The sequence below is a fragment of the Virgibacillus salexigens genome, assembly GCF_014905415.1.
Taxonomy (GTDB): Bacteria; Bacillota; Bacilli; order Bacillales; family Amphibacillaceae; genus Virgibacillus; species Virgibacillus salexigens.
The window spans coordinates 139,396-157,095 of the sequence record NZ_BNEO01000005.1 but is presented as its reverse complement, the minus strand read 5'-3'; the positions used below and the strand labels follow the sequence as shown (position 1 = coordinate 157,095).

The following is a 17,700-nucleotide window of genomic DNA, read 5'->3' as shown; positions in this document are numbered from 1 at the left end:
CATATACAAGAAATAAAGTCTAGAGCAACTGTTTAACCAACCGTAACTCTAGACTACATACAGCTTTATTTAGTTTGCCTCTGTGTGTGAATTAAAATAAACGCAAATCCTACAACCATTTTGTTCCTGTATAGGAATATCCATATCATATATTTCTCTTAAAGCTGTAGAATTGATAATTTCATTCGTTTTACCGTTTTTAACGAGTTTACCTTCCTTTAATGCCACAATTCTATCTGAATAAACCGATGCAAAATTAATATCATGTAAAACAATAATTACTGTCTTACCAAGGTCATCTACAAGCCTTCGTAAAGTCTTCATAATTTGAACAGAATGTTTCATATCTAAATTATTTAATGGTTCATCAAGCAGAATATACTCCGTATCCTGTGCAATGACCATCGCAATGAATGCACGCTGCTTTTGCCCCCCGGATAATTCATCTAAGAATTTATCTTGTATATTAACTAAATTCATATAATCCAATGCTTGTTCAATGTAATTGATATCTACGTCTGTCAATCTTCCCTTTGAATAAGGATATCTGCCAAAAGCTACTAATTCACGTACTGTCAATCGGACATTAATAAAATTGGATTGCCTTAAAATAGAAACCCTTTTTGCAAATTCATTTGATTTCCATTTCTTCACATTATTTTTATCTACCAATACTTCCCCAGTGTCCGCATCTAATAACCTGCTAACCATTGATAGCAGTGTTGATTTCCCTGCGCCATTGGGACCTATAAATGAAGTTATCGTTCCAGGTTCAATAGTAACGGAAACATCTTCTACTACTGGTTTCTTACCAAATCGTTTCGTTAATCCTTTTATCTCTATCATCGGGAAGACCTACTTTCTTTGATTAATAAGTAAATAAAGTAAATTCCACCAACAAAATTAATGATTACACTCAAGGTTGTACGAAGCTCTAACACATGCTCTACGAGAAATTGTCCGCCAACTAGAGCAATAATACTGATCAAGCTTGCCCCTAATATTAATACAGAATGCTTATAAGAAGCTAAATATTGATAAGATAGATTCGCTACAATTAACCCAAAGAATGTAATTGGACCAACTAAAGCTGTTGATGTCGCTATAAGAATAGAAGAAAGAATCAGGACATTCATTACCATACGATCATAATTAATACCTAGGTTAATTGAATTCTCCCTGCCAAGTGACATCACATCTAATTTGTCCATTATCGAGTATCCATAAATGAATGCTACCAATAACATACCTACAGAAACCAGTAATAAATCAGAATTAACATTTGAAAATGTTGCAAACAATCGAGATTGTAAAGCCAAATATTCTACTGGATCAATAATAACTTGTAAAAATGTAACAAAACTTCCTAAGAACGTTCCAATAATCATTCCTATTAATAATAGTAAATAAATCGGATGTTTATCCGCCCGAAATAAGAATCGATATAATAGGAGAGCAAAAACCACCATCGCAATGATTGCAGCTCCAAAGTTCAGGTATTGATTCAACACCCATACCGACATAGATCCCGCAAAAAAATAAATCAACGTTTGGACAACTTCATACATCGAATCTAATCCCATTACTGAGGGCGTTAATATTCGATTCCTAGTAATTGTCTGAAACACTACTGTTGCATATGAAATAGCGATACCTGTTACAATCATTGCGGCAATACGTATCATTCGTCTAGGGAAGGCGTAGTCAAAACCACCCTTTATATCATAAAAAGCGTAGAGTAATATACAAACCAATCCAATTCCAGCTAGAATAAATAACCTGATCCTATTTTTGCGCATATGCTCTCCCCCTAAACAACATGATTAAGAAGATCGCACTACCAATTACAGCAACCGTAATATTAACTGGAATTTCAAAAGGATGAATAATCACTCTTCCAAGAATGTCACAAGCCAGTAAAAAAGCAACTCCCATGACAGCAGTATGTGGAATTGTTTTTCTTAGATTGTCACCCAAATAAAGTGAAACGATATTTGGTATGATTAGACCCAGGAATGGAATAACTCCAACCGTTAATACCACCGTCGTAGAAATTACAGCAACAAGAAGAAGCCCAATATTTAACACAACTTTATAGCTCATCCCTAAATTCTTAGCGAATTCTTCACCCATACCAGCAACAGTAAACTTATTCGCATACAAATAGGCTAATATAACTGCCGGAACACTGACATATAATAGTTCATATCGACCAGCAATAACTAATGTAAAACTTCCCATTAACCAAGAGGAAATATTTTGTAACAAGTCTGCTTCATAAGCAAAAAATGTCGTAATGGAGGACAAAATATTTCCATACATAATTCCTATTAAAGGAACAAATATGGCATCTTTAAATTTTATACGATCCAAAATCTGCATGAACAAAAACGATCCGATTAATGCAAAAGCAAAACTAAAAATCACTTGCTGGGTATATGTAACATTTGTAAAGAACAGCATGGAGATCAATATCCCAAGTTTTGCTGCATCCAACGTACCTGCCGTAGTCGGTGATACAAATTTGTTCCGACTTAACGACTGCATAATTAATCCTGCAATACTCATCCCTGCTCCTGCCAAAATAATTGCTATTAAACGAGGCACTCTACTAATAAGAAATGTCTGCGCTTTATCGGACTCCCAATCTAACAAATCACTTAGTTGAATATCTATAGCACCAATAAATAGCGAAATAAATGACAGGATAACAGTAATTATAATTAATATCCATAGTCTCATAGGTTATCCTCACACGTGTTGTTGTCATTTTATAATTGAAAATGATTATCATTCTAAATGTAAATTTATTATATAAAATACATCGTATAAAATCAACCTGAATTATACTGCTGCTAGATAAATAATAAAATCGAACCTAGTATAGACAAGAGTTAAAATCAATCATAGGTAATGAAAATTCTACCCAAAAAATAGACCAGACGCTATCCTCTCGTCTGGTCCTAACATAATAGATATAAAATTTATCGTACATTCATTTCGCTAGGCTCTGGGCCTTTACGCTCATTACGATCCAAGTCTTTAATTTTTTCTAGTTCATCTGCACTCAATTCAAAATCGAACACATCAAAATTCTCTTCAATCCTTGATGGAGTAACTGATTTTGGAATTACAATATTATCATATTGCAGATGCCAGCGAAGCACTACTTCAGCTGCTGTTTTATTATAGTTGGCTGCAATGTTGGTAATGACTTCATTATTTAACACATCTCCGCCTTGCATTAATGGGCTCCATGCCTCCACATAAATATCATGCTTGGCACAGAATTCTTTTACTTCTTTTTGCTGTAGGTATGGGTGACATTCTATTTGATTTACTGCAGGAACAATTTCGCATTCATCTAACAATCGTTGTAAATGTTCCACATTGAAATTACATACTCCAATCGCTTTCACTCGTCCATCTTTATACAGCTTTTCTAACGCTTTATACGTTTCCACATATTCATCATATTCTGGAGTTGGCCAATGAATAAGATAAAGATCCACATAATCAAGCCCTAATTTTTCTAAACTTTTATCAAAAGCCTTTAATGTATTCTCATAGCCCTGATCTGTATTCCACACTTTTGTAGTAATAAACAAGTCTTCTCTCGGAATATTACTACTAGCTAGTGCTTCCCCAACACCTCGCTCATTATCATATACCTTCGCCGTGTCAATCGAGCGATAGCCAACTTCAAGTGCTTTTTCTACTGCAGGTACTGCTTCATCATTTGGCACTTGCCATACACCAAAGCCTAACTGTGGCATTTTAAGACCATTATTAAGTGTAATAAATTGCATCCTATTAAAACACCCCTTTGATTTAATTAATCTCATCTTATCATAGCTTTTAGCCCATATTAATTAATATGCTTTTAAAGATGCCATTTCTTTCTTACCATTGAATAGGTACCTTCAAACTTTACTAACGAATAATGGTCAATCAAATAGGTTACAGGAAATAAACGATCCAGAAAATACCGGTCATGGGAAACAGCAACAATCGTACCATCAAACTGTTCCAATGCTTCCTCAAGTACTTCTTTCGATTCAATATCAAGATGGTTCGTTGGCTCATCTAAAACAAGCAAATTATGATTTTGATGTACCAGTTCTGCAAGACGTAAACGCATTTTCTCTCCTCCGCTCAACTGGCTTACTTTACGAAAAACACTGGCGCCATAGAAAAGGAATTGAGCGAGTATTCCCCTCGCTGCTCCTTCAGCCACATGTACATGTTCTCGAAATTCTTGTAAAACAGACCGTTCGTTATCCATTTCTATCATATGTTGCGAGAGAAAACCAACGGACAAATTACTGCCTAAGTCAACTTTTCCTTCATCGCTATTAATGAAACCTAAAATTAGATTTAATAATGTAGACTTCCCCGTTCCATTTTTACCAACAATAGCAATACGATCCTGATAGCGAATGTGCATATTCACACGGTGAAGCACCCGCTTATCATCATACTTTTTTGATACATTCTCTAACTTCACTACATCTGTCCCACTTCGTTTTTCCATTTGAAAGTCAACTTTTATTCGTTTGTTTTCTAAGATCGGACGTTTATGAATTGTCATTCTCTCTAAAGCTTTTTCCATGCTTTTTGCTCGTCGATGTAAACCATCATTTGGGGGATTTGCTCGATTTGCCCACTCTTTTAAGCGTTTTATCGTATCCTTCATCTTCTTTATCTTCTTTTGTTGATCCTGATACGCTTGAAATTCTTGAAGTAAGCGTTCCTCTCGTTCTTTTACATAATTTGTATAATTTGTATGATATTTCAAAATATCTCCTTGATCTATTTCTACAATAGAAGTAATCGTTTCATCCAGAAAGTAACGGTCATGAGAAACGATAACCACCGTACCTTGGTATTGATTTATAAATGTAGTTAGCCATTCGATGGCTAAAAAATCAAGATGATTGGTTGGCTCATCTAATAAAAGCAGGTCCGGTTTTGTTAATAATAGTCTCGCTAAACCAACCTTTGTTTTCTCACCGCCACTTAAGGTATTCCATTTTTTATTGGATAAGCGCTCCATTTGCAGGCCTTTCATAACACGTCTTACATCAGCAGCTACTACATATCCACCACCATCTTGAAACCGTTCTTGAAGTTTTCCGTATGTTTCCATAAGTTCATTTAATTTTTTGTGATTCTTCTCATTAGCCATTTTGCTTTCCAATTCTTCCATCTGAGCCTTTAATTGATTTAATTCAGTGAAAACATCAAACAATAATGTTTCAACTACTGCACTTCCCTCCATGTCGGGAGCTTGTTCTAATAAGCCAATCGTTACATTCTTTTTCCACGTTATCTCACCACTTGCAGGTTTTGTTTTCTTGGCCAGTAAATGTAATAATGTAGACTTGCCTGCTCCATTTCTTCCAATAAGTCCAATTCGTTCTCCTTGTTTGATTTCCAATGATAAATCTGTAAATATTACATTTGCTCCTAGCATTTGAGTAACCTGTTGCAAACTACTAATAATCATTTGCCCTTCCTCCATCGTCAGAAGAGGCATTTTCGATACACAAAAAGACACGAAGACGTTTCTACTCCCATCCGTGTCTTTATAAAGCATAGTTTAGCAGCTACTCTTCAATCATCAGAATAGTAAGCTGAGTCCATGCAATATCCGTTTGTAGGTAGATGCCTCTTACTGGTATTTTTTCCATTTAATTGGTAGCTAAAAAGGACATACGTATCCCTTTAGTGGCAATTCCGGAAAAAATCGCATAACGAATATAGAGATATTCCATAAGCTTCGTTACACTACCAGTATGATTCATCTAACCCACCTCCTTTTGTGTTACGTTTAGTGTACCGAAAAATTCAGATTAATGTCAATACATCCCCTCACTCAATTTTCTGCACAGCAAAGGTATCTTGCAATACTGGCCAATTTTGAGGAAATGGTACCCCCATTACCCAGTAGCTAGCCCCCCTTAGGTTATATTCCTCTACTGTGTTATATTTTGCCTGTATGCTTCTTGCGTCTTCAAACCATACTTCATGTGCTTGACCTTCTTCATCTGTGTATTGGAAGTAGGGGGACTGATACGTATCATTGTACTCAATCTCTGCTCCATACGTTGCAGCCAGCTGAATTGCCTCCTGTGAGCTGACAGTTCGAGCAACCGTCCCCTCTTGCCATGGAATCTTCCAATCTCTACCATATAAGGGAATACCCATCATAATCTTCTCACGTGGCATGACGGTAACTGCATAATCCAATACTTCACGAACGTTGTTAATCGGTGCTATGGCTAAAGGCCTGCCTCCTGCCCATCCCCATTCATAGGTCATTAACACAATGAAATCCACGATCTCACCTTGTGCTTGATAATCATGGGCTTCGTATAATAAACCTTCTTGATCATCACTAATTTTAGGAGCTAAAGCAGTTGTAACAATATAGTCTTCTGGATGTAGCCGAGCAACGACACGTCTTAGAAACGCATTATAATTTTCTCTATCTTCTGGATAGACATATTCAAAATCAAAGTTAACCCCTTGGTAGCCTTTTTCTTGCATAATTTCTAGTAAATTTGTAATCATTGTTTCTTGCAATTCCGGATTACGTAGAAGACTAGCAGCTACATCTGAATTAAATTCTCCCTCTACAAAATTAGTCAACACAAGTAAAGGAAACGTATTGGTTGCTTCAGCTGCTTGAAGAATTGGCCTATCATCTAATTCATTTATTCCTCCATCAGACTGAATATGATACGAAAATGGGGATAGATACGTTAGAAGCCTTCCATAGGCCATTACTTCTTGAGCTCCTTGCTGATTAGTATTTGTGGAATATGCATTTATCTCTGTAGTTGGCCTTGCTGGTTGTGAAATCCTGATGCGCTGTCCAGAATAAATAAGGGAAGGATCAACGATTTCATTCTCCCTGACAATGTCATCCACACTCACCCCAAAACGATTAGCAATTGCCCATAAGGAATCCCCTGGTTGAATAACATATGTTAAAAAAGGGATCTGCAGCATTTGACCAACGAAAAGCAAGGATGGATCTGTAATATTATTAAACGAGGCGAGCTCACTAACCGATATCTGATACCTTTGAGCAATCGCCCATAAATTGTCCCCAGATTGAACTACGTACTCCAGTTGGGCATTTGGAATAACTAAAGCTTGCCCGACTACCAATGTATTTGGATTATTTATTTGATTAAGTAAACCAATTTGATTTACGTCAGAACCATAATTATTAGCAATATTCCATAATGTATCATTACGACTTATCACATGTATTTGCATTTCTATTCGCTCCCCATGTAAACAATTAGATATGTTTCGATCTTGCTACTTCATATTTTATTCATTGGGTGTTTGTCCTGTTATCTAAATCAGAGAATAAAAAAGACCATTCCACTCCATTCGCGGAACAGCCTCACACATCAACTATCTGTCCAAATAATTTCTCCAGATTGTTGGTTATGGTCTATGTTTACATTGAAATAATGTTTACAATAAAAATGCTTTAGTCGATGAACATGATCAAAATCGCGTTGGACAATATCACCTGTGATAAATTGCTTATTTTCTTCACGGGCTATTTCTTTTAACTGATTGATTAGGACAGAACCAAATCCTTTATTCTCTTCTCCCTTTATATCACAGATGTGAATGGTTCTTTCATTTTTATATTCTACTTCGATCGCAGAGTCCCAATTTCCACGAAATGGCTTTGTGCACGCATGTAGCATAATTTGGAAAGTGGTGGATTTTTTATCAACATAGATAACAGCCCAGTTCTCTTCCTTTGTTCGATCGATACTGATAATCTCAAACTTTTTAGCTATTTCTTTTACATTTTCTTGCATTCGAAATAATTGAAACTCTATAGAATCCAGTTCTTCTTTTAATTCTTCCTTATTCCTATCTATATCAACGAATGCAGTATAACTCAATTTTAATCACCTGCAATTTATCTAAAATAAAACACACAATGGTGCATTGTACAGGATATGCTTAAATGATGCAAATGTTAAAAAATTTGAAATAGTACTTCATACCTACATCAATTATGTCGATAATGAAGAAAAGCTGTCTTATTAATTGGGGGATAACAATGAAAAAGAAAAAGTTGGAAAAAGTAAAACATAAGAAAGGAAACAGGAAACACCCGAAACTTCTATTCTTAAAATGGAGAAACCTAAAGCTCAGCAAGAAATACATGATCGTTTTTTTCCTTACGATCGCTTTATTTGTCACCTCTGCCATTATTGTGTACTTACAATTAAATCATGGTCAAAAAGATATACAAGCAGTAGACGACTATAGTAACCAATTAAACGACGTATCCCAATTAGCAATTCTTATCCAGGCAAAAGATGTACAATCTGCAGACTACCTTCTGACACAAAATGCGCAGTATATTGATTCTTTTAAAGAATATCAAAATGATTTTAATGAATTAGCAAGCAAACTCGAATCCACATTGGTTACAAAAGAACAAAGAAGCTTGTTTCAAGAGATCAGAGAAAAAAATGAATCCATCGACACTGCTTTTCTCGATCGAATGGTCTCTTCCTTAGAAGGTGATAATGACATCATGGCTAATACATTACGAGATTATTCGTCTAGGATGAGAAACGATACGATACTTTTAGTAAATGAGCTTATGGAATTAATGAAAGAGGATCAATCGAATGCACTAACCCAAGCGAAAAACAGTTCAAATACGAGTATTTATGTTTTAGCAAGTGCCAATCTACTCGTATTAATTATCGGAATCCCATTAATGATAATTGTCAGCCGCGGCATCACTTCAAGGTTAAAACAAGTCGTCCATTTAACCTCAAGAGTGGCAAATGGAGATTTACAATCCGATTCAATAAAGGATCATGGAAAGGATGAAATCGGTCAATTAGCTACTTCTGTTAATCTAATGAAAGAAAATATTAAAGCAATACTGATGAAAGTACAAAACGCTTCCTCCTCTGTCTCTTCTCGAAGTGAAGAACTCACACAATCAGCTAATGAGGTGAAAGAAGGCAGTAACCAAATTGCAACAACGATGGAAGAATTATCAACAGGTTCAGAATCCCAAGCGAATAGTGCAAGTAACCTATCCGAAACGATGCTAAGCTTTGTAGATAAAGTTCGTTCTTCTGAAGAAAAAGGCAAAGACATATTAACCAGCTCTGAAGGAGTACAACAATTAACGAATCAGGGTAAAAAACTGATGCAGCAATCTGTCACACAAATGAAGCAAATTGATACAATTGTTGCTGAAGCCGTAGACAAGGTACAAGGATTAGAACATCAATCAACTGAAATTTCTAAGCTTGTATTAGTGATTAAAGATATTGCTGACCAAACAAATTTATTATCGTTAAATGCAGCTATAGAAGCAGCAAGGGCAGGAGAACACGGTAAAGGTTTTGCTGTGGTTGCAGATGAAGTTCGTCGGCTCTCTGAGCAGGTCGCTTCTTCTGTAGGAGAGATTACCTCGATTGTGACAACTATTCAGGACGAAACCAATCAAGTGGTTCAATCATTGAATAATGGGTATCACGAAGTGAAGGAAGGTACGAATCAAATTGAAGCAACTGGCGACAACTTTAACTCAATTAACACCGCTGTATTAGAAATGACTAGCAGAATAAATGATATTTCCCAGAATCTCAACGATATAGCAGCGAGCAGTATGGATATGAACAATTTAATTGAAGAAATTGCTTCTGTATCTGAGGAGTCTGCCGCAGCTGTTGAACAAGCTGCCGCTTCTGCCCAACAATCCTCCAGTTCCATGGAAGAAGTTTCGGGTAATGCAAATGAATTATCGGTGCTTGCCGAACAACTAAATAAAGAAGTAAATGTATTTAAACTATAAGGAATATAGGAGCATGAAGTTACCTTACCCGTAAGCCAATACTTCCAGAGCGGAACTGGGAAAAGCTTACGGGTTATGTAATGAGAAACTAGAATAAATTCCTTGATAACACAGTTAAATGTCGCCATTATACAAGAAACACCCTTGAATATGATCATTTACCATGCCAGTAGCTTGCATAAAAGCATAACAAATCGTCGGCCCAACAAATCGGAATCCACGACGTTTTAAATCTTTACTCATATTTTCAGATTCTTTTGTATAAGCAGGAACCTCTTCATAGGACTGCCAATTATTTACAATTGGCTTCCCATCCACAAAATTCCAGATATACCTTGAAAAGCTACCGAATTCTTGTTGAATCTGCAAAAATGCTTGTGCGTTTGTGACAACCGATGCAATTTTTCCTCTATGTCGAATAATTCCTTCGTTTGCCGCTAATTCATTTATTTTTGATTCCGAAAACCCACTGACAGCAGCTGGGTCAAATTGTTCAAAAGCCTTTCTATAATTCTCTCTTCGTTTAAGGACTGTAATCCAACTTAATCCTGCTTGGGCTCCTTCTAAAGATAACATTTCAAATAATTTCTGATTATCGTATACGGCTCTTCCCCATTCATTATCATGATATTCGATATATATAGGGTCATTAGTTACCCAATGGCATCTCTGCTTCATGAATCCTCTCCTATAGCTACTTCATTTTCATCATATGAAATCCAATCGCTAAAGCTTCCGGGGTATAATTTTACATTTGTAAATCCGAGTGATTTTAAAGCGAGAATGTTTGGGCACGCCGAGATACCAGAACCACAAGATACAATAATTTCATCATCTTTGGATAATCCAGCAAACTGCTGCTCTAATTCATGTTTATCCTTCCACTTACCATCGACTTTCGATAATACGTCTTTCCAAAAATAATTGGTTGCTCCCGGGATATGACCTGCTCGAGCATATAATGGCTCTACATCGCCTAAATACCTTTCCTTCGACCTTGAATCAATGACAACCGCCGTTTGCTTCGCTAGCTTATCTTTTACCTCTTTCATCTCAACGGTTTGATTCTGTCTCAGCTTCGCTTCAAATTCCTTTGCATATAACTCTGGAATAGCATCTGTCGTTGGATTTCCTTCTTCCTTCCAACGCTGATAGCCTCCTTCAAGAATATACACTTTATCATGTCCTAAATAATGCAGGAGCCACCATGCTCTTGACGCATACATTTCATTGCGTTGATCATATACAACAACTGTCGTTTCATGATCAATTCCAATATTACTGAGTTTATTAACCAACATATCAAGATCTGGCAAAGGATGATTCCCACCATGTTTTTCCTTTTTACCAGATAAATCCTTTTCCAAGTCCATATAAACAGCTCCAGGAATATGGTCCTTCAAGTATGCTTTCCTTCCTGCATCTGGTTTCGTTAGTTCAAAACGAGCATCAATAATTACCGTATTATTTAGACTATTATTTAAGCGATTCTTTAACCGATTTACACTAATTAAGTACGTCATATTCAGACCTCCAAACTGGAATTTATTTCGGATAAAAGTAACAGACAATATTTTATTACCTTTTATTTTAAACGAAGTATTCATGCATTCCTACCCTATTCAACAATTTCATGACTATCGATCTATCAAGCGTTCCATACCCCTAATGGAAATTTCTATTTAGATCGCACGTAAGAATAAGCTATAATAAAATTAGAATTATTTAAATAGGAGATGAATTCAAAATGAAAGATGACTTAATGAAACGATTTATTACCTATGCAAAAATGAATACACAATCAAATGAAAATAATGATCAAACTCCATCTACACCGGGACAACTAGAATTAGCTAATCAATTAGGTAACGAACTTCAAGAGATTGGCCTAATTGATGTAACCGTGGATGATTTCGGTTATGTAATGGCCACACTACCTGCAAATACCGATAAAGACATACCAACAATTGGTTTTTTAGCTCATATGGATACCGCCACCGATTTTACTGGCGAAAACGTAAAACCCCAAGTGATTGAGAATTTTGATGGAAGTGATATTGTTCTAAACGAAGATTCAAATATCATTTTATCGAATGAAGATTTTCCAGAGCTAACCAAATACGAAGGTCATACTTTGATTACAACAGATGGCACGACATTGTTAGGTGCAGATAATAAAGCTGGTATTTCAGAAATTATGACTGCCATGGATTACCTCGTAAACCATCCAGAAATTAAACACGGACGCATTCGTGTAGGATTTACTCCAGATGAAGAGATTGGTAGAGGTCCACATAAATTTGATGTAGATCGATTTGAGGCATCATACGCTTATACGGTTGATGGGGGGCCATTAGGTGAATTGCAATATGAAAGCTTTAATGCAGCTGCGGCAAAGGTTATCTTCAAGGGAAATAGCGTACATCCAGGGACCGCCAAAAATAAAATGATAAACGCTGGTAAAATGGCAGCAGAATTTATTAGTAAATTTCCAGAATTAGAAGCTCCAGAGCATACAGCAAACTACGACGGTTTTTATCATCTAATCTCTGTTCAAGGAGATGTTGAGTATGCAGAAGTAACTTACATCATTCGTGATTTTGATAAGGGTATTTTCCAGAAACGAAAAGATACAGTTATTCAGTTTGTCGATGAGTTACAGGAGAAATACGGCGAAAATATTATTTCGATAGAATTAATCGACCAATACTATAACATGAGAGAAAAAATCGAACCTGTAAAAGAAATTGTTGATATCGCACATCAAGCAATGAAAAACCTCGCTATTGAACCAATTGTAGAGCCAATTCGCGGTGGTACTGATGGTTCTCAGCTTTCTTATATGGGATTACCGACACCAAATATTTTTACAGGTGGAGAAAACTTTCACGGTAAATATGAATACATCTCTGTAGATAATATGATTAAAGCAACCAACACCATAATCGAAATTTGCAAATTATTTGAACAGCGATAAGCTAATGTCAGGTGCTTTCACTAAACGAAGCATCTGACTTTTTTCTTAATAACTTAGAGAGAAAAGCAACCCAACATGAAATAAATAAACAACTTGCTAAACTTAAAAGCGCACCATGATAACCAGCTATCCCCTTAAAATATAAAGAAGTCATCGGCCCTAGAGAAGCACCCACAAATAATATAAATGCATAAAGTGCAGATGCAACAGACCTAGCTTCCCCGCCTAAATCGCCAATGATTTTCATTAGTACAGGGAAAGTAAGCGAAATCCCTGCTACATATCCAACACTCGCACTAATTGTAAACCAGAGGTTATTACTAATTAACATGAAAAATAACCCTATGAGCGCCATACTGAGACTAAAACGCAGTACAATTAATTCTCCCCATCGTTTGACAAAGAACCCTGCAAATGGAGACAACAGCATTCCAGTGATACCTAATACTCTTACATTAAAAACCTCCCGATCAAGAAGATAATACGGATTTCCCTGTAAATAGTCCCCAATAAGGCTATACATACCGAGAAACGTAAACAAGAGAGTAAACGCAATGAAATAACATACTTGTAATTCTCTTCTTATTATTAATTGCTTTATTTGCAAAATATAACTTTTTACTTTAAGTTGTCTGACTGTTTGTGTTGTAGATGGAAGAAAACAATAAACAAGAAATATACTAATCAAATAGATTACCGAAAACACGTAAAATACAAGTTGCCATTCAAACGTTTGATTAATTATGTCTGCGACTGCTTGACCAAAGATCCCTGCTAGAACATATCCAAAACTAATGTAACTAATTGCCACCATCCTTTTCTCTTTTGGAAACAGGTCAAATACATATGCGAGTGCAGTAGGAGCAAATGTTGCAGCAAAAAGGCCCTGCAAGGCACGAAACATCAACATAAACCAAAAAGCTTCAGCGAAAGCAAGCAAAAAAGTTAACCATGTAAGCATAACGAGCCCAAATACAATTAGCTGCCTTTTTCCAAAGCTTTCCACGAGCGGTACAAATAAAAGGAATCCAATTGCATAACATCCAGAAAACACACTTCCTATCCAAGTCGTTTCTTGTTCACTTACTTGAAAATAACTGGAAAAGGTATCTGTTAATGGCGTTACAACATATACACTTGAAACAACGACTAGCGCACACCAAAAAAGAATAAACGTATATAGATAATATCTTTTTGAGCTATTTTGAAACACTTATGTCACCCTCTTCACTCTTCTTTTATCCATATGAGACGCTAAAAGATGATGTGCCTATAAAAATGGATTGCCACCTGAGCGAAAACTATGAGAGAATAAAAGATGGTTTTATTAAGACCTTTAAAATTATTTCGCACAGGAGAGGAACGTCATGAAACATAAGCGAATTGTTGTATTCGTAGTGTTTATAATTTTGCTTATCGCTGCCGCATGCACCGATAAAGAAAGCCTTGAAACAACTACACAACCAGACCAAGAAAAGAATACTTCAAATGCAGAAAACGATACAATGGAACTTCCAAAAGAGCAATTACAAAAATTAGACAATGGTGATGCTGTTCAATCTCTACAAACAGTTCTAAATAAATTAGGTTATGAAATCACAATAAACGGAGAATTTGATGCTTCTACTGTATGGGCAATTACAGATATTCAACTTCAACATGATGCTTTACTGGTTACTGGAATCTACACAGAAGATACAGCTCAAACAATAGACACGCTTCTCCATGAGAATACAGGAACATTCGAACCAGGAAATGGACTACCTGCGAAAACAGAAACTGCTACAACTAATCATGGTACAGAAGTCATTGCAAATCCTTATGAACAATTGGCTCTAGTAAACAAACAACATGCACTTCCTGAAGATTATATACCAGAAGATTTAGTAATTCCTGACGTTCGTTTTCCGTTCACTGAAGATTTACCAAAAAAACAAATGAGAAAAATCGCTGCTAGTTCTTTAGAAGAGCTATTTGTTGCAGCTGACGAAGCAGGACTTGATTTATTTGCTCAGTCTGGCTATCGTTCCTATGAAAGACAAGAAACAATTTTCGCATCAAATGTGGAGGCAGATGGTGAGGAAGCAGCTAATAAATTTAGCGCACGTCCAGGGGAAAGCGAGCATCAAACCGGGCTCACAATGGATGTTACCAGCCCTGATATTGATTTTCAGTTAACAACGGAATTCGCAAATACAGATGAAGGTAAATGGTTAGCACAGCATGCAGCTGATTATGGCTTTATTATTCGATTTCCTAAAGGGAAAGAGGATATTACAGAATACCAATATGAGCCCTGGCATATTCGTTATGTAGGGAAGAAGGCCGCAGAAGAAATTACGGAACAGGATGTAACACTGGAAGAGTATTTAAAGCAAGAAGAAAATTAGAGAAGAATGAGAAGAAATAACATGGAGAATGAGTAAAAATCAGACAATTTCCTTTGTCTGGTTTTTATTTATCCAATGATCAATTTGCTTATCCAAGACACGAATTCGCTCTAATGCTACATGATCTTCAATTACCTTATAATGGTGATTTCCACCGATTTCCTCATCCGCTTCATCTGCAAGGTTCACCACTTGCTGCAATGGTTTTAATTGTAATTCACCTTTAGGCAAATACGAATCAGTATGAAGCAGAATAGCAACCGCAATCTCTTTTGCTACGTGACGTTCTTCACCAATTCGTATTAATAATTTATGCGCTCTACTTGCACCTTTAATCGCATGAATATCATTTTCTTTATATAATTCATAATCCCATTTACCTTCTCGATACCAATTATAGTGTCCTACATCATGCAATAATCCAGCTTTTGCAGCATGATCTGGATTCACGCCATATTTTTTGGATAACATAAATGCATATTCAGCTACTGCAATAGCATGAGCAATGCCTGAACGCTTTAAATGTCTTTGTGTGATTGGGTGAACAAATACGTCTTCAAGAGTAACATTTCGCATTTAAACTACTCCTTTCTTTTTTAATGAAATATAAATTTTTAAAAATATAGCATAAATCAGCTATACTTTGCAATACTTATTTCCCTAACTTTACATATTTTAAACTTTTCCTTCATCCACATTAACATTCAATGAATGATTTTGAACAAAAATGAACGAATATGATTGATTTTTGTAATCGTTTACTATATACTGAATACGTAATCGATATAGGAGGAATTCAAATGCTGACTACAGAAAGACATTCCCTTATTTTAGAACAATTAACGAAATATAAAAACCTTACAATAAAAGATATTATCGAGTTAACATACGCTTCTGAATCAACGATTCGCAGAGATTTAACCGAGCTAGAAGCACAAGATAAATTAGTTCGAATTCACGGTGGTGCCACTTTACCTAAACGGAAGTTACAGGAATTCAGTATCAAAGAAAAATCCACCAAAAACCTTCACGAGAAGGTTCAAATTGCTCAATATGCTGTTTCCCTCTTGAATAAAGGAGATTGCATATTCCTTGATGCCGGTACGACTACGATGCAAATGATTCCTTTTCTTAAAGATAAAGAGGTTGTTGTAGTTACAAATGGTCTGACTCATGTAGAAGCTTTAATGAATTATGGCATCCCTACTTATGTTACAGGGGGATATATAAAGACCAAAACAGGAGCTCTAATTGGAGCCCAAACCATTCAATCAATTAGCAATTATCGTTTTGATAAAAGCTTCTTAGGAGTAAATGGATTCCATAAACAATTCGGTTATACAACTCCTGATCCTGAAGAAGCAAGTACAAAGAGACAAGCAAGTGCATATGCTCTTGAAACGTTCATGTTGGCTGACCAAACGAAAAGAAATAACGTTAGTTTTGCAAAAATAGCTGATATAAGCGATGCCGCCCTCATTACTTGTCACCTTTCTGAAGAAGCGTACAAAATTTTCTCCGACTTAACAACAGTAAAGGTGGCAAACCAATGATATATACCTGCACAATGACACCATCAATCGATTATACAATCCATCTACCAACCTTTAAACCGGGAGAGCTGAACCGAACGGAACATGTTCATTATTATCCAGGCGGAAAAGGGATTAATGTGTCGAGAGTACTCCATCGTTTAGGTATATCTACTACAGCACTCGGATTTGCAGGTGGTTTTACTGGCGAGTTTATTCAACAAGCATTGACTGTAGAAGGGATTCAAACAGACTTTATAGCAACCAATGAAATTACGCGGATTAATGTAAAGATTAAGGCAGAAAAGGAATCAGAGTTAAATGGACCAGGACCAATTATTTCAAAACAACAACAGCGTGCGCTACTTACAAAAATAGAACAATTTCAAAAAAACGATTGGTTTTTATTAGCTGGGAGTCTTCCAGAAACCATTGACTCATCCTTCTACGAAGCGATAGCTGCTACTTGCAATCGCAAAGGAGTACATTTAGTAATTGATACATCAGGGAAAGCATTACATCAATTATTGCAGACAGAACCTTTTTTGATTAAACCGAACCAAACAGAGCTGGAAGCATTATTTAACACGAAACTTCACACGACAGAGCAAGTAATTGATCGTGCAAAGCAAATTATGCGTACAGGTATTAAGCATGTAATGGTTTCTATGGGAGAAAAGGGCGCTATTTTAGTTAACGAGGATACTACTTTGGTAGCTGAATCGCCACAAGGAAACGTAATAAACACGGTAGGAGCTGGAGACTCAATGGTAGCTGGATTCTTAGCATCTTATTTAATTAACCAAGAAAGCCAAGAAGCTTTTCGCTATGCGGTAGCAGCAGGAAGTGCTACGGCGTTCAGTCACGACTTATGCGATAAATCACATATCGAGCATTTAATAGATCGCGTATCCATAACACAGGTATAAA

Annotated in this window: 17 protein-coding genes; 5 read left to right on the top strand and 12 right to left on the bottom strand. The window is 36.2% G+C overall.

Annotation, left to right across the window (positions count from 1 at the left end; translation table 11 throughout):
* Positions 1-69: 69 nt before the first annotated feature.
* The 8 genes from JKP73_RS17975 to JKP73_RS17945 form a co-directional block, all read right to left on the bottom strand.
* Positions 70-846 (bottom strand): iron ABC transporter ATP-binding protein, encoded by a 777-nt coding sequence (locus JKP73_RS17975; protein WP_021288705.1) that lies wholly within the window; start codon positions 844-846, stop codon positions 70-72.
* The gene (locus JKP73_RS17970; RefSeq protein ID WP_038245784.1) at positions 843-1,799 is read right to left on the bottom strand and encodes an iron chelate uptake ABC transporter family permease subunit; all 957 of its coding nucleotides are present in this window, start codon (positions 1,797-1,799) and stop codon (positions 843-845) included. Before JKP73_RS17970 ends, JKP73_RS17975 begins: the two co-directional genes overlap by 4 nt.
* Positions 1,786-2,742, bottom strand: coding sequence for an ABC transporter permease (locus tag JKP73_RS17965; protein WP_021288707.1), 957 nt, complete (start codon positions 2,740-2,742; stop codon positions 1,786-1,788). The genes JKP73_RS17970 and JKP73_RS17965 overlap by 14 nt, the downstream gene beginning before the upstream one ends.
* A gap of 242 nt (positions 2,743-2,984) precedes the next feature.
* Positions 2,985-3,809 (bottom strand): aldo/keto reductase, encoded by an 825-nt coding sequence (locus tag JKP73_RS17960; protein ID WP_021288708.1) that lies wholly within the window; start codon positions 3,807-3,809, stop codon positions 2,985-2,987.
* A gap of 74 nt (positions 3,810-3,883) precedes the next feature.
* Entirely contained in the window at positions 3,884-5,509 is a 1,626-nt protein-coding gene (abc-f, locus tag JKP73_RS17955) for a ribosomal protection-like ABC-F family protein (protein WP_200411616.1), read from the bottom strand.
* 184 nt (positions 5,510-5,693) lie between these two features.
* Complete coding sequence (locus JKP73_RS23565; protein ID WP_021288710.1) at positions 5,694-5,807, bottom strand: RAxF-45 family protein; 114 nt, start codon at positions 5,805-5,807, stop codon at positions 5,694-5,696.
* Positions 5,808-5,874: 67 nt separating this feature from the next.
* Positions 5,875-7,290 (bottom strand): glycoside hydrolase family 18 protein, encoded by a 1,416-nt coding sequence (locus JKP73_RS17950; RefSeq protein ID WP_200411615.1) that lies wholly within the window; start codon positions 7,288-7,290, stop codon positions 5,875-5,877.
* Between the two features lie 140 nt (positions 7,291-7,430).
* Positions 7,431-7,943, bottom strand: a complete 513-nt coding sequence (locus tag JKP73_RS17945; protein ID WP_200411614.1) for a hypothetical protein — start codon at positions 7,941-7,943, stop codon at positions 7,431-7,433.
* A gap of 161 nt (positions 7,944-8,104) precedes the next feature.
* Between JKP73_RS17945 and JKP73_RS17940 the strand changes: the two genes are divergently transcribed.
* Complete coding sequence (locus JKP73_RS17940) at positions 8,105-9,871, top strand: methyl-accepting chemotaxis protein (protein ID WP_200411613.1); 1,767 nt, start codon at positions 8,105-8,107, stop codon at positions 9,869-9,871.
* Positions 9,872-9,985: 114 nt separating this feature from the next.
* Here the strand turns inward: JKP73_RS17940 and JKP73_RS17935 are convergent, their stop codons facing one another.
* Positions 9,986-10,549: a DNA-3-methyladenine glycosylase I gene (locus tag JKP73_RS17935; protein WP_200411612.1), complete on the bottom strand. Its 564-nt coding sequence runs from the start codon at positions 10,547-10,549 to the stop codon at positions 9,986-9,988.
* Entirely contained in the window at positions 10,546-11,394 is an 849-nt protein-coding gene (locus tag JKP73_RS17930) for a sulfurtransferase (protein ID WP_200411611.1), read from the bottom strand. Before JKP73_RS17930 ends, JKP73_RS17935 begins: the two co-directional genes overlap by 4 nt.
* 224 nt (positions 11,395-11,618) lie before the next feature.
* Between JKP73_RS17930 and pepT the strand changes: the two genes are divergently transcribed.
* Positions 11,619-12,848: a peptidase T gene (pepT, locus tag JKP73_RS17925; protein ID WP_200411610.1), complete on the top strand. Its 1,230-nt coding sequence runs from the start codon at positions 11,619-11,621 to the stop codon at positions 12,846-12,848.
* Between the two features lie 7 nt (positions 12,849-12,855).
* On the opposite strand, the gene JKP73_RS17920 is transcribed toward pepT, so the two are convergent.
* Positions 12,856-14,061 (bottom strand): MFS transporter, encoded by a 1,206-nt coding sequence (locus JKP73_RS17920; protein WP_200411609.1) that lies wholly within the window; start codon positions 14,059-14,061, stop codon positions 12,856-12,858.
* A gap of 154 nt (positions 14,062-14,215) precedes the next feature.
* Here JKP73_RS17920 and JKP73_RS17915 point away from each other — a divergent pair, with 154 nt between their 5' ends.
* Positions 14,216-15,238 (top strand): D-alanyl-D-alanine carboxypeptidase family protein, encoded by a 1,023-nt coding sequence (locus JKP73_RS17915; RefSeq protein ID WP_038245789.1) that lies wholly within the window; start codon positions 14,216-14,218, stop codon positions 15,236-15,238.
* A 39-nt stretch (positions 15,239-15,277) separates the two neighbouring features.
* Here JKP73_RS17915 and JKP73_RS17910 read toward each other — a convergent pair whose 3' ends face one another.
* On the bottom strand, positions 15,278-15,814 hold the full coding sequence (locus JKP73_RS17910; RefSeq protein ID WP_021288719.1) for an HD domain-containing protein: 537 nt from the start codon (positions 15,812-15,814) through the stop codon (positions 15,278-15,280).
* A 224-nt stretch (positions 15,815-16,038) separates the two neighbouring features.
* On the opposite strand from JKP73_RS17910, the gene JKP73_RS17905 reads away from it, so the two are divergent.
* Positions 16,039-16,791: a DeoR/GlpR family DNA-binding transcription regulator gene (locus JKP73_RS17905; RefSeq protein WP_021288720.1), complete on the top strand. Its 753-nt coding sequence runs from the start codon at positions 16,039-16,041 to the stop codon at positions 16,789-16,791.
* The gene (gene pfkB / locus JKP73_RS17900) at positions 16,788-17,699 is read left to right on the top strand and encodes a 1-phosphofructokinase (protein WP_021288721.1); all 912 of its coding nucleotides are present in this window, start codon (positions 16,788-16,790) and stop codon (positions 17,697-17,699) included. Before JKP73_RS17905 ends, pfkB begins: the two co-directional genes overlap by 4 nt.
* Position 17,700: the final 1 nt, after the last annotated feature.

Excerpts from the sequence above, each read along its gene's own strand:
- JKP73_RS17975 (WP_021288705.1), bottom strand. The coding sequence starts at position 846 with ATGATAGAGATAAAAGGATTAACGAAACGATTTGGTAAGAAACCAGTA.
- JKP73_RS17970 (WP_038245784.1), bottom strand. The coding sequence starts at position 1,799 with ATGCGCAAAAATAGGATCAGGTTATTTATTCTAGCTGGAATTGGATTG.
- JKP73_RS17965 (WP_021288707.1), bottom strand. The coding sequence starts at position 2,742 with ATGAGACTATGGATATTAATTATAATTACTGTTATCCTGTCATTTATT.
- JKP73_RS17960 (WP_021288708.1), bottom strand. The coding sequence starts at position 3,809 with ATGCAATTTATTACACTTAATAATGGTCTTAAAATGCCACAGTTAGGC.
- abc-f (WP_200411616.1), bottom strand. The coding sequence starts at position 5,509 with ATGATTATTAGTAGTTTGCAACAGGTTACTCAAATGCTAGGAGCAAAT.
- JKP73_RS23565 (WP_021288710.1), bottom strand. The coding sequence starts at position 5,807 with ATGAATCATACTGGTAGTGTAACGAAGCTTATGGAATATCTCTATATT.
- JKP73_RS17950 (WP_200411615.1), bottom strand. The coding sequence starts at position 7,290 with ATGCAAATACATGTGATAAGTCGTAATGATACATTATGGAATATTGCT.
- JKP73_RS17940 (WP_200411613.1), top strand. The coding sequence starts at position 8,105 with ATGAAAAAGAAAAAGTTGGAAAAAGTAAAACATAAGAAAGGAAACAGG.
- JKP73_RS17935 (WP_200411612.1), bottom strand. The coding sequence starts at position 10,549 with ATGAAGCAGAGATGCCATTGGGTAACTAATGACCCTATATATATCGAA.
- JKP73_RS17930 (WP_200411611.1), bottom strand. The coding sequence starts at position 11,394 with ATGACGTACTTAATTAGTGTAAATCGGTTAAAGAATCGCTTAAATAAT.
- pepT (WP_200411610.1), top strand. The coding sequence starts at position 11,619 with ATGAAAGATGACTTAATGAAACGATTTATTACCTATGCAAAAATGAAT.
- JKP73_RS17915 (WP_038245789.1), top strand. The coding sequence starts at position 14,216 with ATGAAACATAAGCGAATTGTTGTATTCGTAGTGTTTATAATTTTGCTT.
- JKP73_RS17910 (WP_021288719.1), bottom strand. The coding sequence starts at position 15,814 with ATGCGAAATGTTACTCTTGAAGACGTATTTGTTCACCCAATCACACAA.
- JKP73_RS17905 (WP_021288720.1), top strand. The coding sequence starts at position 16,039 with ATGCTGACTACAGAAAGACATTCCCTTATTTTAGAACAATTAACGAAA.
- pfkB (WP_021288721.1), top strand. The coding sequence starts at position 16,788 with ATGATATATACCTGCACAATGACACCATCAATCGATTATACAATCCAT.